This is a genomic window from Arthrobacter sp. Leaf69, assembly GCF_001422645.1.
Lineage (GTDB): Bacteria > Actinomycetota > Actinomycetes > Actinomycetales > Micrococcaceae > Arthrobacter.
This window is the reverse complement of sequence record NZ_LMLR01000002.1, coordinates 53,003-77,931: the sequence shown is the minus strand read 5'-3', so window position 1 is coordinate 77,931 and position 24,929 is coordinate 53,003. Positions and strand designations below refer to the sequence as shown.

At 63.6% G+C, this 24,929-nt stretch carries 18 protein-coding genes and 2 pseudogenes; 11 read left to right on the top strand and 9 right to left on the bottom strand.

Annotated elements, in window-relative coordinates:
- Positions 1 to 1,321: 1,321 nt before the first annotated feature.
- Positions 1,322 to 2,203: a hypothetical protein gene (locus ASE96_RS04775; protein ID WP_156367510.1), complete on the bottom strand. Its 882-nt coding sequence runs from the start codon at positions 2,201 to 2,203 to the stop codon at positions 1,322 to 1,324.
- 1,552 nt (positions 2,204 to 3,755) lie between these two features.
- Between ASE96_RS04775 and ASE96_RS04770 the strand changes: the two genes are divergently transcribed.
- The 3 genes from ASE96_RS04770 (at position 3,756) to ASE96_RS19090 (ending at position 7,049) form a co-directional block, all read left to right on the top strand.
- Complete coding sequence (locus ASE96_RS04770) at positions 3,756 to 4,412, top strand: hypothetical protein (RefSeq protein ID WP_156367509.1); 657 nt, start codon at positions 3,756 to 3,758, stop codon at positions 4,410 to 4,412.
- Positions 4,409 to 6,007 (top strand): hypothetical protein, encoded by a 1,599-nt coding sequence (locus ASE96_RS04765; RefSeq protein ID WP_156367508.1) that lies wholly within the window; start codon positions 4,409 to 4,411, stop codon positions 6,005 to 6,007. The genes ASE96_RS04770 and ASE96_RS04765 overlap by 4 nt, the downstream gene beginning before the upstream one ends.
- 232 nt (positions 6,008 to 6,239) lie before the next feature.
- Entirely contained in the window at positions 6,240 to 7,049 is an 810-nt protein-coding gene (locus ASE96_RS19090) for a hypothetical protein (RefSeq protein ID WP_156367507.1), read from the top strand.
- Positions 7,050 to 7,782: 733 nt separating this feature from the next.
- Here ASE96_RS19090 and wecB read toward each other — a convergent pair.
- Positions 7,783 to 8,925: a non-hydrolyzing UDP-N-acetylglucosamine 2-epimerase gene (gene wecB / locus ASE96_RS04755; RefSeq protein WP_056426840.1), complete on the bottom strand. Its 1,143-nt coding sequence runs from the start codon at positions 8,923 to 8,925 to the stop codon at positions 7,783 to 7,785.
- 832 nt (positions 8,926 to 9,757) lie between these two features.
- Here wecB and ASE96_RS04750 point away from each other — a divergent pair.
- Positions 9,758 to 10,804: an LCP family protein gene (locus ASE96_RS04750; RefSeq protein WP_056426837.1), complete on the top strand. Its 1,047-nt coding sequence runs from the start codon at positions 9,758 to 9,760 to the stop codon at positions 10,802 to 10,804.
- A 210-nt stretch (positions 10,805 to 11,014) separates the two neighbouring features.
- Positions 11,015 to 12,217 carry a glycosyltransferase family 4 protein gene (locus tag ASE96_RS04745; protein WP_235500123.1) on the top strand — a complete coding sequence of 401 codons (1,203 nt, stop codon included), beginning with the start codon at positions 11,015 to 11,017 and terminating at the stop codon, positions 12,215 to 12,217.
- Here ASE96_RS04745 and ASE96_RS04740 read toward each other — a convergent pair.
- Together ASE96_RS04740 and rfbA are read right to left on the bottom strand one after the other, a co-directional pair.
- Positions 12,208 to 12,831 (bottom strand): YdcF family protein, encoded by a 624-nt coding sequence (locus tag ASE96_RS04740; RefSeq protein ID WP_082492580.1) that lies wholly within the window; start codon positions 12,829 to 12,831, stop codon positions 12,208 to 12,210. The genes ASE96_RS04745 and ASE96_RS04740 overlap by 10 nt on opposite strands.
- 83 nt (positions 12,832 to 12,914) lie before the next feature.
- Positions 12,915 to 13,772 carry a glucose-1-phosphate thymidylyltransferase RfbA gene (gene rfbA / locus ASE96_RS04735; protein WP_056426832.1) on the bottom strand — a complete coding sequence of 286 codons (858 nt, stop codon included), beginning with the start codon at positions 13,770 to 13,772 and terminating at the stop codon, positions 12,915 to 12,917.
- 52 nt (positions 13,773 to 13,824) lie between these two features.
- Here rfbA and rfbB point away from each other — a divergent pair, with 52 nt between their 5' ends.
- The 6 genes from rfbB (at position 13,825) to rsmD (ending at position 21,359) form a co-directional block, all read left to right on the top strand.
- Positions 13,825 to 14,823: a dTDP-glucose 4,6-dehydratase gene (gene rfbB, locus ASE96_RS04730; RefSeq protein WP_056426830.1), complete on the top strand. Its 999-nt coding sequence runs from the start codon at positions 13,825 to 13,827 to the stop codon at positions 14,821 to 14,823.
- 3 nt (positions 14,824 to 14,826) lie between these two features.
- On the top strand, positions 14,827 to 16,281 hold the full coding sequence (locus tag ASE96_RS04725) for a sugar nucleotide-binding protein (RefSeq protein ID WP_056426827.1): 1,455 nt from the start codon (positions 14,827 to 14,829) through the stop codon (positions 16,279 to 16,281).
- Between the two features lie 81 nt (positions 16,282 to 16,362).
- Positions 16,363 to 17,373 (top strand): thiamine-phosphate kinase, encoded by a 1,011-nt coding sequence (thiL, locus tag ASE96_RS04720; protein WP_056426824.1) that lies wholly within the window; start codon positions 16,363 to 16,365, stop codon positions 17,371 to 17,373.
- Positions 17,374 to 17,395: 22 nt separating this feature from the next.
- The gene (locus ASE96_RS04715) at positions 17,396 to 18,415 is read left to right on the top strand and encodes a DAK2 domain-containing protein (protein ID WP_056426822.1); all 1,020 of its coding nucleotides are present in this window, start codon (positions 17,396 to 17,398) and stop codon (positions 18,413 to 18,415) included.
- Positions 18,405 to 20,678 carry an ATP-dependent DNA helicase RecG gene (locus ASE96_RS04710; RefSeq protein WP_056426819.1) on the top strand — a complete coding sequence of 758 codons (2,274 nt, stop codon included), beginning with the start codon at positions 18,405 to 18,407 and terminating at the stop codon, positions 20,676 to 20,678. Before ASE96_RS04715 ends, ASE96_RS04710 begins: the two co-directional genes overlap by 11 nt.
- Positions 20,679 to 20,720: 42 nt before the next feature.
- Positions 20,721 to 21,359, top strand: a complete 639-nt coding sequence (gene rsmD / locus ASE96_RS04705; RefSeq protein ID WP_056426815.1) for a 16S rRNA (guanine(966)-N(2))-methyltransferase RsmD — start codon at positions 20,721 to 20,723, stop codon at positions 21,357 to 21,359.
- Between the two features lie 103 nt (positions 21,360 to 21,462).
- Here rsmD and ASE96_RS04700 read toward each other — a convergent pair whose 3' ends face one another.
- The 5 genes and pseudogenes from ASE96_RS04700 to ASE96_RS04690 form a co-directional block, all read right to left on the bottom strand.
- Positions 21,463 to 22,569, bottom strand: a complete 1,107-nt coding sequence (locus ASE96_RS04700) for a calcium:proton antiporter (RefSeq protein ID WP_442853883.1) — start codon at positions 22,567 to 22,569, stop codon at positions 21,463 to 21,465.
- A gap of 260 nt (positions 22,570 to 22,829) precedes the next feature.
- Positions 22,830 to 23,155: pseudogene (locus ASE96_RS19485) on the bottom strand (HNH endonuclease signature motif containing protein); the annotation flags it as partial.
- A 1-nt stretch (position 23,156) separates the two neighbouring features.
- Positions 23,157 to 24,042, bottom strand: a pseudogene (locus ASE96_RS04695) (DUF222 domain-containing protein); the annotation flags it as partial.
- A 1-nt stretch (position 24,043) separates the two neighbouring features.
- A partial coding sequence (locus tag ASE96_RS19745) for a hypothetical protein (RefSeq protein ID WP_326951832.1) occupies positions 24,044 to 24,132 on the bottom strand: 89 nt, incomplete at its 3' end.
- Positions 24,133 to 24,454: 322 nt separating this feature from the next.
- Positions 24,455 to 24,916, bottom strand: a complete 462-nt coding sequence (locus ASE96_RS04690; RefSeq protein WP_056426807.1) for an AAA family ATPase — start codon at positions 24,914 to 24,916, stop codon at positions 24,455 to 24,457.
- Between the last annotated feature and the right edge of the window lie 13 nt (positions 24,917 to 24,929).

Here is a 24,929-nt window from a genome sequence, read left to right as displayed (position 1 = left end):
GGTCGCGCATCATGCGGTCTTTGGCGTCCCGGACCAGATTGGCGTTGGTCACAATCGAGGGACCCGATGCAACGGTGACCGGGCGGAACGAGACCTGCGCTACCGGAAGAGCACACCCACCGGCGAATCCCACCCAGCCCGCGGCCGGGGTGATGAGCCCTGAACCTGACTTGAGCGACGCGAGAGGTGCTTCAACTGTCAGGGGTGGGGAAGCTACCGCTTTGCCGACCGTCTGTAGTTGAGTATTGACGGCCACTGAGAGGAGCGTGCTGAAAGCGGCTGCTCTCGCATCCAGCTCGGCGTAAGCCTGGCCCGAGATTCGCCCGGCCAGCTTGTCCTGCACGGCTTCGGCCGCGACAGCGGTTTGTTCAAGCCGCATCTGCTGGAGCCTGACCAGCTTCGTAGCCGCCTGCTTGGCCGTGGACGAACGAACGGACTCTATTTTCACAAGCTTTGCCGCTGCGTCGACCTCTGTTTGGTTCGTGGCAGCCGAGATGGCCGCAGCCGCCGCGCGCATCGTCACCGCGGTACCCGAGATGGCCGACGCGAANTTTGCCGCTGCGTCGACCTCTGTTTGGTTCGTGGCAGCCGAGATGGCCGCAGCCGCCGCGCGCATCGTCACCGCGGTACCCGAGATGGCCGACGCGAAGGCGTCCGCCTGGCCGCGAGGAAGCGTGCCAGCGGCACCCCTCGCATCTTCCAGTTCCTGAACTGACGTGTAGTACGCCGCGCGGAGCGCCGCTCGCTGCTCCACGATGGTTCCGGTGGTCGTCAGTTCGACCGTGTTGGGCTGACGCATCGGGCTTGCATGGCTTATGGACGCCCCGGGGCCGCATAACGCGAGCAACAGTGTTCCAACTGAAAGCGATCTCGTGAACCTATTCAATATTATTTCGCCCCTGGTGACGCCGACGTTTACGTCGGGATATGTAGATGGTCAGCGAAGTCTGCTCGGCCCGTCCGGTAAATCACCGACGCTATCGGAATGAAAACTCACGCAACAACCGACAAGTTCATCCGGATGCCAAATATCAATCTACCGAAGTGAATATGTGAATGGAATAGCAGTCTGGGCCGTGTCGAGGAAACGGGTGTCAGGGACGTCGAGTAATCATAGAAGGAACCGATCCAGATGTTGTTTGATAGCTGGGGTGAGTTCTACGACGGTTCTTCATTACCTGCTCGGGTTTGGCCGCAGCAGCAGGGAGCAGAGCTGAACCATCACCCGTGTTGCGCCCGCTTTGTAGCAATCCGCTGTGCCTGGACACCCAACGTGCATCTCATCATCTTCAGCAGCCCAGTAAGTCCATTGCGCGCCTAGTCAGGGCAAGCGCCGCAAGAAGCGGGCCTCTTGCAGGTGATGGCTGAACTCAACAGGCGTAGGCGGTCCATGCCGCTCTAGCTCGGAGTCGTATAGTACGAACTTCTTGCTACCGTCCGAACTGCTGCCGCTCGGGGCGCTGCGATCTAGGTACACACTTTTAAGGGGTCGGTAGTGCTCTTTGATAAAGGTTGGATCGTTCAAGTTCTGCAAGTAGTAAACACAGTTTCCGGGACGGCGCGAGTCGTACAGGGCGGGCATCGAAAAACGCATCGGGTCGCCAGCTACGACGTCGCGACGATCGCGACCCGGCCAAACTGTCTTGAAATACTGTTCGACGGTTCCTGGTATCGACTTTTCGATGTCGGTAGTTGGTGATTGCACGAAGGCTGTCGACTCGTTCAACATTGCGGATAATCGCAAAGCAGGATGTCCTCCGCCCGAGCCGCCGACGAAAAGAACATGTTTGGCCCCGCTGACAGCCATGGCGTTGCGAATGATTTCCACCATCTCTTGCGCTGGGTCCCAACCTGGACCGCCTACGTACCAAGTTAAGAGCAAGCCCTTCTTGTACAAAAGTGTGGGGTCGGCGAACGCTAGCAGCGCGGGTGCGTCGTCCTTGAACGACTGAATACGTTCGAATCTCGGGTATGAATGTCGAACCATATTTGCGCCGTGAAAGGTCACAACGAGCTCGCTGGCCGGCTTGAGCTTCGCGTAAAAATCTATCGTGAATGCCCCGTGCGAGGGGACCCGATGTAGGGCAATTTCATGGCCATCTAGCCTGAGACTGTCCATATTTCTCTGGCGAACCCATGGAACGTCGAAATAGCTGTTGTGGGTTTGCTCAAGACCGGTGAGTTCGTTGGTTGTGACTGACACTGGCAAGACTCTACCTCCTGCCGAGGAAGCGGACTTCGCTCGGAGTCCAGCACGGGGTCCCTGATGCTTCAACTACTCAGTCCGCCGACTGGTTTCCAGGAAGACCGCGGAGAACCCCCTTGAGGGAGGCTGGATCATTTGTCCGTGAGGACGGAAGTGGCGTTCATGTGATTACCGACGCAGCGTTCATGCCGCGGGCGTCGAAGAACGTGACGGCTCGCGGCCAGAAGGCGGCTGCGACTTCTCTGGTCTCTTTTGAGGCCCCCCGACCTCGCTAGACGTGAGTGGGCATCGACAGCGTGGCGTAAGTAATGCGCTCTCGGTTCGTGTCCGGAGACTCCGTCTTCCGAGCCCGCCCAAGGGTGCCGGTGCCTGCTGCAGTTCGGGACGCGGTCGAGCATTCTTGATGTCCATGCGTAACAGGCCATCAGGACGGTCGCGTTGGAACCTGTTGAGGAGAGCGATGCGTACGGGGCAATCCCTCTTCTTGATCCAAGCGGGCAAGCGGGGGTTCAGATACTTGGTCACGACCTTGCGGACCGTGGAAGGGAAAGGGTCGGTGGGCGGCCGCGACGCGGCGGGAACCCTCCGGTGAATGAACCGCACGCCACTACCCGTCGCTCTGTCCCTGGAATGGTGCGATTCGGCTCCGGGGCAGCCAAGATGGCATCTCCGCACGCCGGCGGCGCAAGTATAAATTCTGTCTGTCCACTTCGTCGTCGCCGATTGGCATTTGAAGCGTGCGCGCGCCCCGCCTCAGGGCCCAGCGTTCGGGGTGGGCCAGACCAGTGAGATTCCCACCCGCCGTAGGTGCAAGATCGCGGCGAGACGTAGGGCACGGAGGTCTCTTGACGTCGGGATGAGTATGGTGATCCAACCGACAACGGAGGCTACGCCCTTCAAAACAGCCAACGCTGTTAACTACGTCCGTGGAAACTAGGGGTTGCAGGTGCATATGTCGGGCCCCCAGCTGCCATCCCCAAACTCAGCTTCATCCGACCTGGTGCCCGAGGCCTAGCAGGCTCGCTGTCCACGGAAATATTCCCAGGCCTCGTTTTACCGAAACCCAATGCGCAGTCACGACCTGCTTCGAGCAACGGCACCGACGCTCTCATTGGAACCCGCTTGTGTAGATCGAACCGGGTTTGTAACCCGCACACAGAATGCCAAGAAATTTCAATGTCGGTGGAATCACAAGGCAAACGCTTGGATCCACTGCTCTGGGCGCTCGGCGACCTGTTTGGTGCACGGCTATGAGTGCGATCTTTGGAAGCCAAATGGGCGCTCCGGACGACTACTGCGCGGAGTCAAGCACACTCTGCTTACGGTATAGAATCATTCGGGACAAGTCATCCTCTGCCCGAACAGAGGCCCGCACGAACCCGGCCCACACCCTGCCCACACCCTGCCGACCAGGGCGATGAGCATGGCGGATTGGTAAATTAGTTGCTGTGAGTGTCGTGGGACTAACCGGGTCCTTCGCCTGCAACCACTCAAAAAAAGTTATTCGTGAGAGGTGCGTAATGACGTGCTAGTTAGACTACTGCGTGTTTTGACAGTTTTAGCTCCTGTATTTTGCGTGGCGCTCATCGCCTGGATTTGGCTCGGTTCTCTAGAGGTCCGCCTTGCGTTGAGTTTCATTGTGGTGCTGGCATTGGCTATTATTCTCGGCGTAATCGGGTTGTGCCTTCTCGTCGCGCAGCGCTCAACTAAAGCAATGGTACGAAGCGATACCAATACGCACAAGGTGAACACCTCAAACCTCGAACTCCTGGAAAGCATCAAGGGACTCGGAACTGCTCTCAGGGAACATATCGATGCAGCTGAGCAAGCATCGCTAGTGCGGTTTGAACGTGTTGAGAAGCGGCTTGGGCGGCAGGGACGCCGCATTGAGCGGACCTACCAATGCATCGAACGGCATCTAGGGCCTTCGGAGTCAACAAGCAATGTCACACCCCTTCCAACGCGGCTGGCGGAGACCAACGACATTCTGGATCGAAACAACGCGAAGCTTGACAGGCTCCGAACCGAGATTGACCAGAGTTCTAAACGATTGCGGGACCAATCGGCCCAGCTACGGCTAATCGTGAAGGAACAGTCGAAACTCAGTTCTAACGAAGTTCTAGTCGCCAAGGCCGCTGTCATCGAGGAATTGCTGGAGGGCATGGACTCTCTTGTCAGCCACGGTCCTGGAAGGGAAGCGCTGTGAATTCTCAGGAGGAACATTCGAGGCACAATGATGATGGGCTGCGGCCCCCCGAAGTACTGATTCTGGCTGATTTGACAACCCTAAGTGAGTCCTCAGCTAGGGAATATATCCGGATAGCGGATAGTCGAACCGCAAGAGTGGTCAATACGGCGAATTCATCTGAAAGCATCTCTGGCGTGCACTTCTCTCGGGCTGCGCTCTCAATGATCAGTGGCCCGATCAGACTCGCCACTCCCGGAGAAGTCGCGCTGCCGGAGATAATTATCGTCGACAGTTCGGTTATCGTAACCGACGTATTCCAAGTTAACATGCTCATTAGAGCTTCCACAGTGTTGGTCATCCACGACGGTGATGATGTAAGTCGTCTGCTGAGACAACAGGTTATTGACCGCTTCTTTGGGACCCGTTCGCAGAGCGCATCCAGCCTCGCTGATGTAGCCGAAAAGCTCCTGATCCACGAGCACGTCGAGTCAGCTCTCGATTATCCGGGGAGCGGTGAATCCACGGTTACGCCAGAAAAAACCATGCCCAAGAAGATTGCGTTGGTTACGAGCAACGGTGCCGGCATGGGGCATCTAACTCGGCTTCTCGGAATTGCGAGGAAAATAACCACAGGCGTGGAGGTTCGATTCATTTCTTTGTCCCAAGCCGTTCCAGTAGTCGCGGCACAAGGATTCAGCTACGAATACATTGCGTCCCGTGGGGACATGGGTTGCACGCCATCGGAATGGAACCGATATGCGGCGGAACGGTTCACTCACGCATTTGCGGACTTCGAGCCAGATGTAATCGTATTTGACGGCACGTGGCCGTACGCAGGGTTCATGTCGGCACTAAAAACCACCCAGGCGAAGAAGGTCTGGTCTCGTCGCGGAATGTGGAAGAGCGCGGTCACGGATAAATCGATTAAGATGAGCTCTTCTGCATTTGATCTCATCGTCGAACCCGGAGAATATGCAGCCAGTTTCGACGAAGGCGTGACGCCTGGATATAGCGATGCTGTTCGCGTCGCCCCAATCACTGTCTTGGATGAGACAGAGTGCCTTTCCAGGGCGGATGCCCGGACGGAGCTGGGGATAGGTCAAGTTGAACGCGCTGTCTTGATCACATTGGGCGCTGGCAACATCAACGCCATCGACTCGACGGTGAGGACGCTAATAGGCAGCATTCGCGCTCAACCAGAGCCGTGGACCATTTTTCTGACCAAAGCGCCAATCGCTGTTTCGGATCAAACCTTCGATGGCGTGCGAGAGATCGCTGAATACCCCTTAGCGAGGGTAGCCCGAGCATTCGATTATGCTGTTTCAGCCTCTGGATACAACTCTTACCACGAGTGGGTGCAGTTGCGTCTTCCGACGTTATGGTTGCCGAATACATCTACATCGACAGACGACCAAATTGCCCGGGGGAGATATGCTTCGCATGTTGGAGCGGGGCTTTGTCTTGTTGAACCCAGCGAAGAGGAGATAGACCTGGCGATTTCGGAGCTTTCTGAACATGAAACTCGTAAGAGGATGCGACAGGTGATGGCGGAAACAAGTTTTGTCAACGGCGCTGCAGTGGTTGCAGAACTTCTCGAAGAGATGGCGGGGTAGCGTGGGAACTCTTGTCACCCAGATGTTTGATGGACGCACTGGAATGTCTAATGGACCGTCCGGCGGACCCGCCGCATCGCTCCAACGCGAAGGCCTTCTGGGTGAGACGGGCCGGAGTTCCCGGATCCATTTGGGGGCTACCGCCGGGGAAGCGGTACCGCCGATTGTGCTCCTGCCTCTGGTCTCGACCAGCCCCGAAGTCGTTAAGTCTGTTTGTCAAACCGTCTATACGATGGTCGAAGCCACGAAGTCCTTTCAAATTGTGGTCTTGACCGATATGGCCTTGTTCAAAGATCTGCGTCGCTTTGGCTGGCCAATCGAGCACATTGGCGTAGGCGGTAACTCGGCCGGAGCGAGCGGATCTAGCGAAGCTCTCGGCCTGGCCGTTCGTAGAACCATAGGCCTTTACGGCGTTTCATTCGTCTTGGAGTGTGACGAGTACGGCGTCGCGTCGCGGTCATGGCAGTCGCTACTGGAATTTATTGGAGTTGAAAGCGAAGGGCTGCTTCAGTTGGCGAAAGTCAGGCGGCCAAAGGTCAGGCGACGAGTAGAACTGTGCTCATGGTCAGGTTGGCGTGGCCGGGTCAACCGCGAGGTTGAGTCCCTCACAGTAGGAACCCGCCCCGAACTTGCTCTGACCCTGTCTCTAAAGTTGGCGGAAGGGTCTTCATTTGGCGCCCTCGTGGTTACTGACAGTGACTCCGAGGTCATTCGTGAAGATCTGTCTAAGCGTCATTGGAACGCTGCGGTATGTGAGTCAGTGCCCAACAAGTCAGGGGCCGAGCTTATGCGAGACTATGAGTCCGCACTGGACGGGTTGGCCTTAGCGGGCCTTGGCTTCCTATGCGTTGTCCGCGGAACCGATGACGGACGATTCGGCCTCGATTTTCACCTCTTGACGGCATCGGGCCTTGAAGCCATGAGACAGGGCGAAGTGGACTCGGCAGCGAAAGTGCGCGACGAGATCTCGCGAGTGCAGAAGCAGCTAGAACGTGTCGCTTTGGCAGGTCTGGCAACATCCACGTTCACACTTGTTCATTGAACCCAAAACCGCAGAGGGGATGATAGCGGAGGGATAGACGTGGAGAGTCCGTCGGATTTCGTGAGTTCACCCGAAATTCGTGGGACAACCTAGGGACGGTCAAGGACCGGGGCGGGTAGCGCTGGGCCGGAACCCCGCCAACCCGTGTCCTGCTGACGAGCTTCTCGTTGTCCGTGGGTACACATGCGGTGCCCGCCCAGAAGCCGGGGGAGGGCGCCGGGACCACGATCCGACACCGGGAGCACGCAGATCAGGTCACGAACAGGATAATCGTCACCCCGTCTGGGGTCCGTGGCCGTGCTGGGATGTGTTTGTCTAACCATTCAACCAGGATCAGGACCATAAGCCTTCTTGGCTGGGGTAGATGCTGACGCTGCCGGCAGCCTATCTGTTCTGCCCCGTGGCCCGACTGCGGCAGGGCGCTCATCGGGGGATCCAAATCCCCACGAGCGCTGAAGGGCTGCTTTTGTGCGCCCATTCATCGTAATCAACCCCAGGGATAGGCCCCGCCACCAAGAATGCGGGTGGTCCATTAGGAATCTACCAGAGCACTTGGGCGCCGGCGGGCAGCTCTGTTGGCCGTCGGTTCGTACTTTCGTGGCCGCCAGGCGCTAGCCTCCCGGCTGTGCAAAGGCTGGCTGCGAGACGCCAACGCGAGTCCGCAGCGAGAAACATGGTCATGAGGTCAAGACATCTATTGCTGTTTCCGGCGGCGGATTGTGCGTGGTTCAGCTCAGCCTGTAAACTCGTCGTCCCTGATCCCGACTCCGAGCAACTGCGCGATGGCCGCAACTGTCCTGTTGGAGGCCTTGCCGTCACCGTACGGATTAACAGCATTGGCCATGGAGTCATAGTGGTACTGATCGTGCAGCAGCAGGTCAATTTCCTTCACGATTCGTTCTTCATCTGTCCCTATAAGGGCAACAGTGCCAGCCTCTATCGCTTCAGGGCGTTCCGTGTTGTCTCGCATTACGAGGACTGGCTTGCCCAGGCTGGGAGCCTCCTCCTGCACTCCGCCGGAATCGGTCAATACGATGTGCGACAGGGACAGCAATCGGGTGAACTCGCCGTACGCTAAGGGCTCGGTCACAATGACGTTGAGCTTGCCCTTCAGTGCTGGCAGAACAGCTTCACGCACGGCAGGGTTTTTGTGGACGGGCAAGACGATAACGAGATCGGGCTCAGCATCTGCGATTCGTGCCAGTGCACGACCCACGGCGCGCATAGCCTCACCTTGGTTTTCACGCCGGTGCGTTGTCACCAAGAGAATCTTCCTGCCACTGGCGGCCACTTCTTCCAAGTGCAGATCGGCGAAAGCGATCGGCTTGTTCACCGTGGCCAGAAGGGCATCGATAACCGTGTTGCCCGTGACGACTATGTCTTCCGGCCTCACCCCCTCGGCAAGGAGGTTCGTTTGGCTGGTCCTTGTCGGCGCCAGGTGCAAGCTGGCGATCTGGCTTATCATCTTTCGGTTGGCTTCCTCTGGGAACGGCGACATTAGGTCTCCGCTGCGCAGCCCGGCCTCCACATGAACGACAGGAATGCCGTGATAGAAGGCCGCAATGGCGCCCGCTGTGGACGTAGTTGTGTCGCCCTGGACAATCACGGCATCCGGTTTGGCCTTAGAGAAGAGTGTGTCAAGGCCGTCCATAGTGCGGGTCATGATTGAGGACAGAGACTGACCTTGCCGAAGGATGTTCAGGTCATGATCGGGGACAATGCCGAAAATCTCGTTGACCTGATCCAGCATGTCGCGGTGCTGGCCTGTGACCGTCACGATGCAGTCGAAAATGGTTGAAGCGTCCAAAGCGTTGATAATAGGTGCCATCTTGATGGCTTCCGGGCGCGTCCCAAAAATTGGCATGATACTGGGCATTCAGGTTCCCCCAATTGAGACGTAGCCGCGGACCATTGAATGCTACGCGACGAATGGGTCAAGGCAGGAATTGCGCCCATCACGCTAGCAAGTGCACGCCTCGCCTCATCGGACGGGTGCTTCCAACTCGAAGAGGGCTGGCCGTCAACACGGCACCCGTTCTCATCCTGCGAGTAATAGGGCGAGAACCAAGGCAGGGATGCTAACCGAAACAGCTATTACGACAATCAGAGCGATCAGGCGCTTGCGCCTAAGATTGCTCTCTCTGGAATCGGGCACCTTCGCAACCCGCCTTTTCGGTGGAGCAGTGTCGCCGGGGACTATAGCTAGAGGATCCACTCCCGGAACCAGGAGCGTGTCCGGGATCTCCTCGTGGAACACACGGCGTCTCAGGTGTCGCGGGGCGGCAACCAGGGGGGGAGCGTCATCGGCATGATCATCCAATAGCCCATCCTCCTCGCCTCAATAGACCGCCAGCACTGTGGCGGATTCGTCGTCAATGGCTTCAATTCTTACATTCCGGTCCGCTGATCGGCGCATTCCGACAGCAGCCCGGCATCATCCAAGCCGCCTGCCTGATGTCAAACTGCCCAAGTCGCCGAGTTGGGCTGGGCACGGGAGTCAAGGCAATCAACTCGACGTCCGCCGTCGTGCGCCGGACGATCAGCGGGGCCCGTCGGCGTGAGGAGGGAGCCCCACCCGGGCCGGGGAAACGCGTCTTTCGCGGGTGCTATGGAGCGGTGAGCCAGCCTCCAGCCGGTCCGCCCAAGCGGCCGTGACATACTGGACCGAGCAATTTTTGTCCCCTGTTGGAAACGTTGGGAAGCATCACATGGTCTTTGTCGCCGAGAATCGGGCTCCTTCCGAGGAGCCGCAGCGGCCCCGGACGAAGAAGAAAAGGACCGCGCGGAACGTGCTCCTGGGCGTCGTGGCGATCTTTCTGGTCGTAGCAGTCGGTGCCGGGGTTTACGCCTTCAACCTGGCCAGCAGCTTCAACTCCAAGTCCCAGAAAATTGAACGGGCGTTCCCCGACGATGCAGGCCGGCCCGCGAAGGGACAGGAAGGTGCCACGAACCTGCTGCTCCTGGGCAGCGACAGCCGGGCCGCCGCATTGGGATCCGCTGAAGCCGGCGATGCATCGGACCAGCGTTCCGACACCATGATGTGGGTCCACATCCCCGCGGACCGCAAGAACATCTACATGATGTCCATCATGCGCGACACGTGGGTGGAGATTCCCGGCCACGGCGAGGCCAAGATGAACTCCGCCATGGCCCTGGGCGGCATTCCGCTGGTAGTGCAGACCCTCGAAGGGATGTTCGACACCAGGCTGGACCACGTGGCCGTCGTCGACTTCGAAGGCTTCAAGGCGATGACCGACGCCCTGGGCGGGGTTGACGTCAACGTGCCCGTGGCGTTCAACACCAACGACTTCTCCTTCCCCGAGGGCAAGCAGCAGTTGACCGGCGAACAGGCGCTGGCCTTCGTCCGCGAACGCAAGGCGTTCAGCGACGGCGACTACCAGCGCGTCAAGAACCAGCAGGTCTTCCTGAAGGCCCTCATGGCCAAGTTCCTCACGGCCGAGACGCTGACGAATCCCGGGAAGATCAGCAGCCTGGTGGACAACGTCTCGCCGTACATCAGCACCGACGAGTCGCTCGACGCCGCGGCAGCCGGCGGCCTGGCCCTCGGGCTCCGCGACGTCCGCAGCTCCGACGTGGTCAGCTTCACGCTGCCGACGCTCGGAATTGGCACCTCGACCGACGGCCAGTCCATCGTCCTGCGCGACGACGCCGCGATTGACGGCATGAGCAAGGCCCTGGCCGACGATTCGTTCGGTACCTACGTGCAGGACGCCGGACTCACCAAAGCACCCTAACGCGGACAGAACCCGCATATGCCGTGCTGCGGCGCGCCATCCCGCGTGCGGCAACGTCCGGTCGAACATGTATGATTACGCGTTGGCGCCGCTGTCTCCTGGCGGTGCCCACGCAAAGGTTCGATGACGAACACCACGACGAACCGAACTGCACTTGCTTTGGGGGAGCTGTTGAAAACATCACATGGGGCGTTCCCCCGAGCCACACGGGTGACCCTGCTGGCACACTCCTACTGGCCTGAAAACAGCCCGCCGCAGCGCCGGTGGACCGCCCTGCTGAGGGAGTTCTGCGCCTACGGCTGGGAATTCGACGTGGTGACCCCGGTGGCGCACTTCCCGGTGGGCAAGCGTGAGCTTCCCGCCGACCTGGCAGGACGCGCCTTCCGGCGGCAAAAGGGCCAGTTCACCGAGCTGATCCGGCGGGTGCCATACCTGCCGCACGGCAACTCCCACCTGGCCAGACTGCTGGACCAGTGCTTCTCCGCCGCCATGTCCGTGCCCCTGGGCCTCCTGACGCGCCGGCCCGACGTGGTGATCGCCACGGCGCCCAGCCTGCCGATCCTCGCCGCGGGGTACCTGCTGGCCCGGCTCCGGGGCGTTCCCCTCATCGTTGAAATGCGCGACGCCTGGCCGGACTTGGCCCGGGACTCCCGCATGGTGCGCGGGCGCGTGAAGAGCGTCGTCGAAATGGCGGTGGAGTTCGTCCAGAAGCGTGCGGACCTGGTGGTCACGGTAACGGAGGGCTTCGCCGACACTTTGCGCACGCGCGGGCTGAAAAATGTCAAAACCGTGAGCAACGGCCTCCACGTTGACACCATTCCGTCCCTGGGATCCCCGGACCCGGAGCGGGATGTCTTCGAGGCGCTTTACCTTGGAAACCACGGCGAAAGCCAGCGGCTCGACGTCGTCATCCGCGCCAGCGCCCTAGTGGGCGATGCCATGCACCTGCATCTGGTGGGCCACGGCACCCAAAGCCCTGCCCTGGAAAAACTGGCCGCCGAACTCGGCGCCCCCGTCACGTTCCATCCGTCGCTGCACGGCCAGGACGTTATGGACCGCTATGCCTCGGCGGACACCTGCATTGTCTCGCTGCGCGATGACTGGAAGTCGTTCGAGACCACCGTCCCGTCCAAGACCTACGAGGTCCTGGCCCTCGGCCGCCACGTCACCGCAATCGTCAAAGGTGAGGCCGCACGCATCATCGAGGATGCGGATGCCGGCGATATTGTGCCCAGCACCCCGGAGGCTGTGGCCGCCCTGTGGCGCGAACTGGCAGCGGACCGCTCACGGCTGGTCCGGTCCGATGCCAGCCGCCAGTGGGTCAAGGAGCACGCGGACTACACGCAGCTGGCGGAAAAGTACATGGAACTCATCTCAGAGCTCCTGGGCAAAGAACCTGTCACTCAGCGGTAATTCGGCTCTTCCCCGACGGCGTCGCTCACGCTCTGATCCGTCTGATCCGCGCATTCCGGCCGCAGGGACACATCCAGCAGCCCGCCGGTCTCGATGACGAACCGCCGCAGCCACTGCCCCGCACTCAGCTGGGGGTGGGAGTTCACCATCTGAACGTCCGCCGTCGTGCATTGCTCCATCAGGCGCTCCGCCCGGGACAGGTGGTAGCTGGACGTCACCACCGTGATGGATTTCCATCCGTTCGCCCGGGCGATTTTGCCGATGGCCCGCGCCTCGCCGCGCGTGTCGTACTCATCGGGCTGGAAGCACAGGAGCTGGATACTCGGGAAGGCAGCCGAGTTGCAGGCAGTGTCGGCCGCAACATTGCCGGGCGTGTCCGTGTGGGACAGGACCAGGACGGGGATGTTGTAGTCACGCTGCATCTGCTGCGCCACCGGAAGCCGTTCGGAGGCCGCGCCGCCCAGCATGATCACGGCGTCGGTCCGGTGCACGGTCAGGGGATCCACGTTCACAAAGAGTTGAACGGCCAGGACCAGCCAGACCAGGGCGGCCCCGGAAATCCAGGCAACAATCCGAGCCGCCGGGGGACTCAAGGTTGGCAGCGGCAGGGGCATGAGTAAGAGTCTCGCACGCGGCCCGTTCCGCCGCGAAAACGGTTCGCCGAACATGCCCGACGGCGGCCGGGACCGGGATCCGCCTACAGCAGCCCGAGCAGATACGAGCCGTAGCCGCTTTTGGCCAGTGGCTCGGCCCGTGCCCGCAGCTCGTCATCACTGAGGAATCCCTGGCGCCACGCAACTTCCTCCGGCGCACCGATGATCAATCCTTGCCGCTTCTGGACGGTCCGGACAAAATTTGACGCGTCATTGAGGTCGTCGAACGTGCCCGTGTCCAGCCACGCCGTTCCCCGGGGAAGGATCTCGACGTGCAGCTTGTCCACGGCAAGATACGCATTGTTGACGTCCGTGATTTCGAGTTCGCCGCGGGGTGACGGCTTCAGCTCGCCGGCGATTTCCACGACGTCGTTGTCGTAGAAATAGAGTCCGGGCACTGCGTAGTTGCTCTTCGGCAGCGCGGGCTTCTCGTCCAGCGTCAGCACGCGGCCGGAGTCGTCGAACTCGACCACGCCGTAGGCCCCGGGATCCTGCACCCAGTAGCCGAACACCGACCCCCCGTCCACGTCGACGTACTTGCCGAGCTGGGTACCCATTCCCGGGCCATAGAAGATGTTGTCGCCGAGGACGAGGGCCACGGAATCGCCGCCGATGTGTTCCTGGCCAAGGATGAAGGCCTGGGCGAGCCCGTCCGGCGACGGCTGGACTTTGTACGTGATGCAGACCCCGAACTGTGAGCCGTCACCCAGCAACCGGCGGAAGGGGTCCGAGTCCTGCGGCGCCGTGATCACCAGGATGTCCCTGATTCCGGCCAGGATAAGGGTGGACAGCGGATAGTAGATCATCGGTTTGTCATAGACCGGGACAAGCTGCTTGCTGATGCCGAAGGTAATCGGATGGAGCCGTGATCCTGTTCCCCCGGCCAGAATGATTCCGCGCATGGGCACATCCTTTATGTTTCTTGGGGCAAGCGCAACAGGTATGGTCTGAGTCATGCAGCGACTACTCGTCACAGGTGGCGCAGGCTTCATCGGCGCCAGTTTTGTCCACCATGTCATGACGCAGGGCCGGGACCATGTGACGGTCCTGGACAAGCTCACCTACGCCGGCAACCTCGAGTCGCTCACCGGCCTGCCGGGGGAGCGCTTCCGGTTCGTCCGGGGAGATATCTGCGACGCAGCCCTGGTGGACGGGTTGGTTGCTGACTGCGACGTCGTGGTCCACTACGCCGCGGAGTCCCACAATGACAACTCGCTGCACGATCCGCGCCCTTTCCTCGACACGAACATCATTGGTACGTACACGCTGATCGAGGCGGCCCGGAAGCACGGCAAGCGTTTCCACCACATCTCCACGGATGAGGTGTACGGCGACCTGGACCTGGACGATCCGGAGCGGTTCAGCGAGAGCACGCCGTACAACCCCTCAAGCCCGTACTCGTCCACCAAGGCGGGATCGGATCTGCTGGTCCGGGCCTGGGTGCGTTCCTTCGGGCTGCAGGCGACCATCAGCAACTGCTCCAATAACTACGGCCCGTACCAGCACGTGGAGAAGTTCATTCCGCGCCAGATCACCAACGTGATCGACGGCATCCGCCCGAAGCTGTACGGCAAGGGCGAGAACGTCCGCGACTGGATCCACGCGGACGACCACTCGTCCGCGGTCCTTGCGATCATTGCCAAGGGCCGGATTGGCGAGACCTACCTGATCGGCGCCGACGGCGAGAAGAACAACAAAGACGTTGTCGAGCTGATCCTCAAGCACATGGGAGAGACGCCGGACGCCTACGACCACGTCGTGGACCGGCCCGGCCACGATCTGCGGTACGCGATCGACTCGGCCAAGCTTCGCGACGAACTCGGCTGGGAGCCGCAGTTCTCCAACTTCGACGCCGGCCTGGAGGCCACCATCGCCTGGTACCGGGACAACGAGGACTGGTGGCGCCCGCAGAAGGCTGCCACGGAAGCCAAGTACACGGAACAGGGCCAGTAGACGATGGGAACCGAGTTCTCGAAAAAGCTCGCAGCGCACACAACACCAATTCCCGGCGTCGTCCTCTACGATCTTCCGGTCCACGGCGACAACCGCGGCTGGTTCAAGGAGAACTGGCAGCGCGAGAAGATGATGGCCCTCGGCCTGCCGGACTTCCGGCCGGTGCAAAACAACATTTCATTCAACGAGAAGGCCGGCACCACGCGCGGGATTCACGCGGAGCCCTGGGACAAGTTCATCTCCGTCGCCACGGGCAGGATCTTCGGGGCGTGGGTTGACCTGCGCGAGGGGCCGTCCTTCGGTGCCGTGTTCACCGCGGAACTGGACCCCGGCCAGGCCATTTTCATCCCCTGCGGCGTCGGCAACGCGTTCCAGACGCTGGAGGACAACACGGCCTACACCTACCTGGTGAACGACCACTGGTCCGCCGACGCCCAGGGAGAGTACACCTTCCTGAACCTCGCGGACGAGACGGCCTCCATCGCGTGGCCGATCCCGCTGGAGGAGGCTGAGCTCTCCGACAAGGACAAAGCCAATCCCCGCCTCGCCGACGTGGTCCCGATGCCCCGCAAGCGAATCCTGGTGGTGGGCGCGGACGGCCAGCTCGGCAAGGCGCTGCGGAAACTGTACGACGGCGATTCCGCCGTCGAGTTCGCCGGCCGGGCGGAGTTCGACCTGGGCAGCGACGCCTCCTTCGGCGCCCGGAACTGGCAGAACTACTCCACCATCATCAACGCAGCGGCCTATACCGCCGTCGACGCCGCCGAGACCCCCGACGGACGCAGGACGGCCTGGGCAGTCAACGTCACCGCCGTCGCCCGGCTGGCGCGGGCCGCCGTCGAGCACAACCTGATCCTGGTGCACGTCTCCTCCGACTATGTCTTCGACGGCACCCGCGCCACACACGAGGAGTCCGAGCCCGTCTCACCGCTGGGCGTATACGGCCAGACCAAAGCCGCGGGAGACGCCGTCGTCAGCGTGGTGCCCCGGCACTACATCCTGCGCACCAGCTGGGTCATCGGTGACGGCAGCAACTTCGTCCGGACCATGGCCTCCCTGGCGGAGCGCGGGGTGGAGCCCTCGGTGGTCAACGACCAGGTCGGACGGCTCAGCTTCACGGAGGACATCGCCGCCGGCATCCGCCACCTGCTCACAACGGGCGCACCCTTTGGCACGTACAACCTCAGCAACGACGGCGAACCCCAGTCCTGGGCGGACATCGCAGCGGAGGTGTACGAACTCACCGGGGGAGCCCGGACGGCGGTGACCGGTGTCAGCACGGCGGAGTACTTCAAGGACAAGTCCGCGGCCCCCAGGCCGCAGACCAGCACGCTCGAACTGGGAAAGATCGCGGCCCAGGGATTCCACCCGCCGTCGGCCGGCACCAGACTCCGCGACTACCTTGGGCGGGACGTGCGCACGCACCCGGAGGACGCCGGCGTCGGACCGTCGCGGTAGCGTGGGGCTGTGCCTGAACGACTGAACGAACCGCCCCTGAACGAGCAACCACAGCCCGCCTCACCGCAGACTGCCCCGCCCTTGACCGTCGCTGAGCTCTCCGAATCCCAGCTCCTGAAACGGATCTTCCCGCGCCTGCACTACGGCCAGGAACACAACCCGGCGCTGATCCTGGGCCCGGGGGACGACGCCGCGATCGTGGCCGCCCCGGACGGCCGGGCGGTCCTCAGCATCGACACCCAGGTGGCGGACCAGGACTTCCGGCTCGAGTGGAACAACGGCTACCGGACCACCGGCTACGACGTCGGCTGGAAAGCCGCCGCGCAGAACCTCAGCGACATCAACGCCATGGGCGCCCGCGCCACTTCGCTCGTCGTCAGCCTCACCATGCCTCCGGAAACCCGGGTCGCCTGGGTGGAAGACTTCGCCGACGGGCTCTCGGAGGCCATCCGCGACCTTGGCGCCCCCCACTGTGCCGTGGCTGGCGGCGACCTCGGCAGGGGCCGCGAACTGGCCGTCAGCGTGGCGATCCTCGGCACCCTCGACGGCCGGGCGGCGGTGCTGCGCTCCGGGGCCCGGCCGGGGGACACCCTGGCGCTGGCCGGCACCGTGGGCCGCGCCGCGGCGGGTCTCGCGCTGCTGGAGTCGGCCACTCCCGTCGAATCGCTGAGCAGGGAGCAGCGCGGGCTGCTGGACACCCAGTGCCGGCCCCTGCCCCCGCTCGCGGCCGGCCCGCTGGCCCGGGACGCCGGGGCAACGGCCCTGATGGACATTTCCGACGGGCTGGTCCGCGACGGCCAACGCATGGCGTCCGCCAGCCACGCCGTCCTCAACCTGGACCCGGCCGCGTTGAAGGACCTCGCGGTTCCGCTCCAGCCGGCCGCCGACCTGCTGGGCATGGATCCCATGACCTGGGTCCTGGGCGGCGGGGAGGACCACGGACTGCTCGCCGCATTTCCCGCGGGCGTTCAGCTGCCTCACGGTTTCACTGCGATAGGCTCGGTAGAAGCCCCTGCACCAACGGACAGCACGGGCGTCAAGATAGCGGGCAGGCCCGCTGACACTGTGGGATGGGATCACTTTGCAGACTAAAATTACCGCCAACGCGCAAGCGATGAAGCGGTGGTTGAGCAAGGCAGAAACAACGCTTGGAAACCACAGCGACCGCCTGAACGCCATCAACATCTTCCCCGTGGCCGACGGCGACACCGGCACCAACCTGTACCTGACGGTGCGCGCGGCCGCCCGGGTCCTCCAGAGCCTCGATACCTCCGCGTTACCGCAGATCAGCGCAGATTCGACAGTGCATTCGTTCGGCCCGCCGGATCCGGCCCTGAACGACGTCGGCGCCGTCCTGGCCCAGGCTGGCGAGGCCGCCATGGAGCAGGCCCGCGGCAACTCCGGCACCCTGTTCGCCGTGTTCCTCTGCGCCGCGGCCGAGCCTCTCGCCGGCCACCACCGGTTGACCGCGTCGCTGCTGGCCGCCGCCTTGAACCGTGCCCAGATCCGGGCTTGGTCGGCGTTGAGCGATCCGGTTCCCGGCACCATGCTCTCCGTGATGGAGGCCTGCGCACGCGCGGCGGCCGCCGTGGACTCCGCGCACGACGGCGACGACAGCAACCACACGCTCGGCCTGGCACTTGACGCCACCGTGAACGCCGCCGTCGCCGCAGTGGTCCGCACCGAAGACCAACTGGAGGCGCTGCACGCCGCCCACGTGGTGGACGCCGGCGGCGTCGGGATGCTGCTGATCCTCGACTGCCTGCGCTCCGCCGTCCTGGGCGAGGAACTCCAGGACCAACTCCTGGACGGCCTGCACGGCTACGACGTCCAGGACCCCCACATCCACGCCGCCATGCCGCGGGACGAGGGGGTGGAAGTCATGTGCACCATCACGCTGTCACCGCTCGACGCCGCCATGATGCGCCAGCGGCTCGACGAAATGGGCGACTCCGTCATCATGAGCCAGGTGGGCGGGGCCCCTGACGCGTCCGGCGCCTACCGCTGGCGTGTCCACGTGCACGTGCCGGACGCCGGGCCCGCCGTAACCCTGATCCGTTCCCTCGGCGAGCCCTCGGACATCAGCGTGAGCGAGCTTGCCACGCCGCGGAACCCGGACGGGCATGGAAGCTGAACCGCACAGCGCTGCGCATGGCGGTGGAGAAGTAGGCGGCGCCGAAATGCACCTCGGCCTGGAACGCCGGATCGGCAAGCGTTCCGCGGCCGTCATTGAAAAGCACCTGGGCATCACCACCGTGGGCGGGCTGCTGAATTACTTCCCCCGCCGCTACCTGAACCGCGGCGAACTCACCCCCATCAGCGAGGTCCCGCTCGACGAGGAAGTCACCCTGATTGCCCGGGTGGTCTCCAACAGCACCCGGGCCATGCGCGCCCGCCGCGGTTCGCTGACCGACGTCGTCATTTCCGACGACGCCGGGACCGGGCTTCCCGGCACCCTGAAGGTCAGCTTCTTCAACGGCTTCCGGGCCAAGGCCGAGCTGCAGCCGGGCCGCCGCGCCATGTTCTCCGGAAAGGTCACCCGGTACGGCGGCGCCCTGGGGCTGACCAACCCCGACTTCCTGCTGCTGGACGAGGACCCGGAGACCCCGGGCATGGACCCGGAGAAGCTCGCGGCCATGCCCATCCCGGTGTATCCGGCCACCGCCAAGCTGACCAGCTGGTCCATCCAGAAGGTCATCGCGACGCTGCTGGACACCGTGGACCTGGAGGTACTGCCGGACCCGCTGCCGGCGGAGATCTCAGGCCGGGAGAAGTTCCTGCCGGTCGCGGACGCCTACCGGCGCATCCACGCCCCGCAGACCGCTCCGGACTGGCAGCGCGCCCGGGACCGGTTCCGTTACCAGGAAGCCCTGGTGCTCCAGTCGGCCCTCGCCCGGCGCCGCGCCCTGCTTGCCGCCGAGGAGGCCACCGCCCGCCGGCCCGCCGCGGACGGTCTCCTGACCGCGTTCGACCGGCAGCTGCCCTTCACGCTGACGGCCGGCCAGACTGCCGTCGGCAAGACCCTGGCCGCGGAGCTCGCGCAGGACTCGCCGATGAACCGCCTGCTCCAAGGCGAAGTCGGCTCGGGCAAGACGATCGTGGCGCTGCGGGCCATGCTGCAGGTGGTGGACGCCGGGGGACAGGCCGCGCTGCTGGCCCCCACCGAGGTCCTCGCCGCGCAGCACTTCGACTCGATCCGCCGCACGCTGGGGCCGCTGTCCCGGGACGGACTCTTGGGCGGATTCGGTCCCGACGCGGTCCAGGTCACGCTACTCACCGGCTCCATGCCCACTGCTACCCGGAAACAGGCCATGCTGGATGCCGCGTCCGGCACCGCCGGGATCGTGATCGGTACCCACGCCCTGCTTAGCGACAACGTTTCCTTCTACGACCTCGGCCTGATCGTGGTGGACGAACAGCACCGCTTCGGGGTCGAACAGCGCGATGTGCTCCGGTCCAAGGCCAGCAAACCCCCGCACCTGCTGGTCATGACCGCCACCCCCATTCCCCGGACCGTGGCCATGACCGTGTTCGGCGACCTGGAGACCTCCATCCTGGACGAGCTCCCGGCCGGCCGCGCCCCGATCACCACCCACGTGGTGGGGCTGGCCGAGCACCCCGCCTGGTTCGGCCGGCTCTGGAGCCGCTCCCGGGAGGAGATCGACGCGGGCCACCAGGTCTACATCGTCTGTCCCAAGATCGGCACAGACGACGACGGCGACTTCAGTCCCGGCGAGGCCGAACCCTCCGCCGCGGACCTCGAGGGGGAGAACGGGGCGCGCGAACTGGCGTCGGTGACCGCCGTCGTCGAACAGCTCCGGGACGAACCGGCGCTGGCCGGGGTGCCCGTGGCGCCGTTACACGGCCGGCAGGACCCCGTCCTGAAGTCCGACACCATGGCCTCGTTCACCGCCAACCAGACCAAGGTCCTGGTCTCCACCACGGTGATCGAGGTGGGCGTGGACGTGCACAACGCTACGCTGATGGTGATCCTGGACGCGGACCGCTTCGGCATCTCGCAGCTCCACCAGCTCCGCGGCCGGGTGGGCCGCGGCGGCCTGCCGGGCACGTGCCTGCTGGTGACCACACTGGAGCCGGGCCACCCGAGCCGCCGCCGGCTCGAGGCCGTGGCTGCCACCACCGACGGGTTCGAGCTCTCCCAGGAGGACCTCAAACTGCGCCGGGAAGGCGACATCCTGGGGGCCTCCCAGTCCGGCGGCCGGTCCACGCTGAAGCTGCTGCGGGTCCTGGAACACGAGGACGTGATCGCCCGGGCGCGGCAGGACGCCTTGCAGATTGTCGGCGCCGACCCGTCCCTGGGCGCGCACCCCGACCTGGCCGCGGCGATCGACGAATACCTCAATCCGGAAAAGGAGGCGTTCCTTGAACGCGGCTAACAGAATCCAGGCATCCGTGCATGTGTCCCGAGCGGCACGGCCATGAGTCGCATCATTGCCGGCGCCGCCGGCGGAACCACCTTGGTCAGCGTCCCCGGATCCTTGACCCGCCCCACCACGGACCGGGTCAAGGAAGCGCTCTTCTCCCGGCTGGACGCCTTCGAGGTCATCGCCGACGCCCGCGTGCTGGATCTCTACGCCGGCTCCGGGTCGCTCGGTGTGGAAAGCGCCAGCCGCGGCGCGGAGTCCGTGGACCTGGTGGAATCCGACGGCAAGGCCAGCGAGGTCTGCCAGCGCAACGCGGACCTGGTCAACACGGTGGCGCGGCGCAAGATGGTCTCCGTGCACCGGTCCAAGGTGGAATCGTTCCTGGAACGGACCCAGGCCGCTGTCCGCTGGGACCTCGTCTTCCTCGATCCGCCCTACCCCCTCGACGAGCCCGCGCTGGCCGGGGTGCTGGCCAAGCTGCTCCCGCACCTGGCCGAGGGCGCCGTCGTCGTTGTGGAGCGCTCTTCCCGGACCCCGGAACCGTCCTGGCCGGAAGGTATGGAGCGGTTCGCGGAACGGAAGTACGGGGAGACCAAACTCTGGTTCGCCGAACCCGGCGTTGAAGAAGGGCCGGCGGACGACCTCTTGGCGGACGAAAGCCGGGACGCCGGCGCTGCGGACGACGCCGACTAGTCAACGTCGTACCCACCGGTCGCCCTGGCTCGGGAATGAGAACGCGTGCTACGTAGACACGCCCAGCTAAACATGGCCAGGGCGAAAAGCCTCGCCGCGGGGTTTATGAAAAGACAGCGATGCCGTAGACCGCGAAGACCACGAGATGGGCTGCGCCGTGCATGGCAGTGACCTTCTTGGAGGCAAGCGTTGTCACCGACAGCATCAAAGTGACGCCGAGGAACAAGAGGTTGGCCGGCGACTCGCCCAATACGACGGCCTGTCCGGTGAGGGCGCCGATGATGAGTACGGCGGGAATCGTCAGGCCGACTGTGGAGACCAGGGCTCCATGGCACAGATTGCTGACTCGCTGGATCTCACCCTGCAAGGCTGCACGCACTGATGTGATCGACTCGGGCAGGAAAACAATCATGGCGATCAGGATGCCCGAAAGCGCCACCGGCGCACCGACGCGGTCAAGCCCGTCGTCCAGGAGCGTGGCCATGTCATGCGAGAGCAGCACGATGGGCACGACGGTCACAATAAGCAGCGTGATCCGCAGCAATATCTCGGTGCGGTGCTCTGCGATGACCTGGGTGACGTTTCGGCGGCTCTGAACGGCGGCGCCGCTGCCGCGCGTCGCAGTATCGGCGGCGAAGCGTTGATCGACTTCGCGGAAGTCGTCGGCCTGCCTGCCCATCTGCCGGTACAGGAAGAAGGCATACAGGGCAAGTGTCAGCACGACGATAGGGATCGCCTGCCCGGGTGTGAAGGAGCCGTCACGCCCGATCAGGGTCGGGAGGGCGAAGGCCAGCGAGACGAGCACGACTATCAGGGCGAGATACGAGGAAGTGCCGGTGCGGTTATGGCCCAGGTTGCCGTGCTTGATCGCCCCGACGAGGACAGAGAGCCCGATCACGGCGTTGAGAATGATCATTGATACGGCCATCACGGAGTCGCGTGCGATGGTGGTGTGCTCGCCAGGCCCAAGCATGACGGCGGAAATGAGCACCACCTCGATCAGCACAATCGAAAGTGTGAGCACCAGGGAGCCATACGGATCACCAAGCCGGTGGGCGAGATGTTCAGCCTCATGGACCACCCCGAAGGCGCAGACCAGAACGACTCCGACGATGAGCACGAGTGCAGCAATAAGCAGCAGGGTGGGAACAGGCGGTTCAAGCAGGGGTCCGGCAAACACCAATCCGAGAACGGCGCCCCAACCGACCACGACGCGGACTGTGGCGGCGGGCGTGATAACGGATCGTGCAGTAGAGGAAACCAAGGGTTGACCCCCATTCCACGAGGCCGTCCCCGTGCCGATCGAAACGAACGGGCCGTCCCGTCCGCAGCGCTGGTGTTACACTCTGCCGTTCATGCTACTGCAGAGCAACCAGGGCCCCGCGAAACCGCAATTCTGAACGAGGCGGCGCACCCCTCTCCTTGGAGGATGTGGTCCCCGTTGATACTGCGGTCGCCTGACAGGTGGACTCAAGCAGCATTGACATTCCCAAGTGCATGCGCGGCCGTGAATTGGTGCCACTCCGGGAACGGGTCTATGGGCAGTTCCAGGTCGGGGTCGCAGCCGGGATCAGGGGGAATGCCTTGGTTGGGCCAGTGGGGTGGTTCCCAGTCCTGGTGTTCGCTGGGGTAGGTCCGGCCGGACGGTGAGATCCATCCCGGCGGTTCGTCCTTGGTGGCCATGGTGGGGGTCCAGGCGGATCCGTGTTTGAGGCGGTGGTGTTTGCGGCAGGGCTGTCCCAGGTTCGAGATGCCGGTGGTGCCGCCGTCGGCCCAGGCCAGGAGGTGGTCCGCCTNCCCGGGAAGGAGCACTTGCCGTCGCGGAGCCGGAGCCATTGCCGCAGGGCCTTCGTGACACGGTAGCTGGCCCGGCCGATTTCCAGCGGCGCCCCGTCGCGCGGGTCGGTCAGGACACGGTAGACGGAACCGGCGCCGTCGGCGACCAGCCGGCGCGCCATCGACGGCGGGATCGGCCCGTACCCGTCCAGGACGGCGGGTTCGTCAGTGACGCCCAGCAGCGACATCACCGGGACGGTGACCAGCACCTGCGCCCGCGGCGACGGCACACCCCCGCCCGCACCACCCAGCCCGGTCCGGCCGCCGGCGGTACCGCCATCCTCAAGTCCGGCAGTGAGGAGCCAGGTCGCGGCGATGTCGGCGCGGAGCTGGGTCAGGGTCCGGGCCTCGCCCGGGCCCTGCAGGGCCCGGGCCTCGGCGGTGGTCCGTTCCCAGACCCCGCGGCGGCGTCGGCCGGAAGGTAGGCATTGAGCCAGGCCATGCCGTCCCGGTCCGGAACGAACTCCACCCTCCGGTCCGCCGCACACTTCGTATGGCGTTTCTCGATGCTCACCGGGTGGTGGCGTTCGCGCCAGGTGCGTGCCTTCACCCGGAACCTGCCCGGCACCAGCTCCCCGGCCGGGCACCCCCGGGCCGGATCCGGGACATCGGGGTCCAGGAAATGCGCCTCCAGCCCCGCCGCGCCCGCCGGATCAAGACTGGCGGTTTCATCGACCATGATCCGGGCGTGCTGCCAGGAAATCGTCCCCGCCTGCAACGCCTCCAGGGTCAGCGGCAGCGCCGTCGTCAATACCTGAGCGTCAGACAGAAGTGCGGAGGCGGACCGTTCACTGACCGTGAGGACACACGCGACCTCCGCGACCACAGCCATCTCCTGCGCAGTGCGNGCCAGAGCCCGGGAAACCTCCGCGTACGCCGCGGCCAGCCGGACCTTCACCGCCGCCGACCGGGCATCCAGCCGCGCCACCCCGGCCATCCCGTCCAGACACGCATCCGCCAACTCCCGCAACAGATCAGCACCAGGCAAATCTCCGCGTTCCTCCGCTGCGTTGATCAAGGCAGCCAGCGCAGCAACGGACCCGGTAACGGCGTCCACCGCCTCCCGGCATTCCGCACTCCACCCTGCCCTGCTTTCCACACTCTTATGATCCCGCGAGCCACCGACAATAAAGGGGCCGCTGCGGTATTGCACTGGATGAATGATCCGCCGGACCCCGCGAGTGGTGCACTGAAAGGTACGACGGCCGTAACGCCGACGAACGGCCTCAAACGTGCAGACGCGCCCCGCGCCAGCCCGGTTACTTCAGTGCAGCGATCGCGATCAACGCACCGACGGTTTCGTCAAGCGGCCGCCTCGTGTCGAGTTTGTGCGTGGAACCGGCACGCAGCAGCGGCTCCACTTCCGCGACGTCGCGCATAATTTTCGCCCGCTCACCAGCAGACTTCCCGAAATCGTTGGTGGTCCGCGTGCGCAGGCGTTCCAGGATCACTTCGCGGGGCGCGCTGAGGAGCACCACCGCGTTGAACCGGTCATAGAAGTGCCCTTGGTTTGCGACGGTGCCTTGCACAAATAGGGGACGCTGCCGCGAACTGGACAGCAACGCCTCCATCAGGGGCTCATGCCACAACTGCTCGCCACCGTCCCGCCGGATCCAGCCGCCGTCGTCCGTGTCCACCGTGTCAAAGCCGCGCCGGGCGAGTTCTGCCAGCACCGAAGACTTGCCGACGCCGGACATGCCGGTCAGGAGGATCGCAACCATCAGATCCCAGCCG

Coding starts and splice junctions, on each gene's coding strand:
- ASE96_RS19090 (WP_156367507.1), top strand. CDS start 6,240: ATGGTCGAAGCCACGAAGTCCTTTCAAATTGTGGTCTTGACCGATATG.
- rsmD (WP_056426815.1), top strand. CDS start 20,721: ATGAGTCGCATCATTGCCGGCGCCGCCGGCGGAACCACCTTGGTCAGC.
- ASE96_RS04710 (WP_056426819.1), top strand. CDS start 18,405: ATGGAAGCTGAACCGCACAGCGCTGCGCATGGCGGTGGAGAAGTAGGC.
- rfbB (WP_056426830.1), top strand. CDS start 13,825: ATGCAGCGACTACTCGTCACAGGTGGCGCAGGCTTCATCGGCGCCAGT.
- ASE96_RS04715 (WP_056426822.1), top strand. CDS start 17,396: ATGAAGCGGTGGTTGAGCAAGGCAGAAACAACGCTTGGAAACCACAGC.
- ASE96_RS04750 (WP_056426837.1), top strand. CDS start 9,758: ATGGTCTTTGTCGCCGAGAATCGGGCTCCTTCCGAGGAGCCGCAGCGG.
- ASE96_RS04725 (WP_056426827.1), top strand. CDS start 14,827: ATGGGAACCGAGTTCTCGAAAAAGCTCGCAGCGCACACAACACCAATT.
- wecB (WP_056426840.1), bottom strand. CDS start 8,925: ATGCCCAGTATCATGCCAATTTTTGGGACGCGCCCGGAAGCCATCAAG.
- ASE96_RS04690 (WP_056426807.1), bottom strand. CDS start 24,916: ATGGTTGCGATCCTCCTGACCGGCATGTCCGGCGTCGGCAAGTCTTCG.
- ASE96_RS04740 (WP_082492580.1), bottom strand. CDS start 12,831: ATGCCCCTGCCGCTGCCAACCTTGAGTCCCCCGGCGGCTCGGATTGTT.
- rfbA (WP_056426832.1), bottom strand. CDS start 13,772: ATGCGCGGAATCATTCTGGCCGGGGGAACAGGATCACGGCTCCATCCG.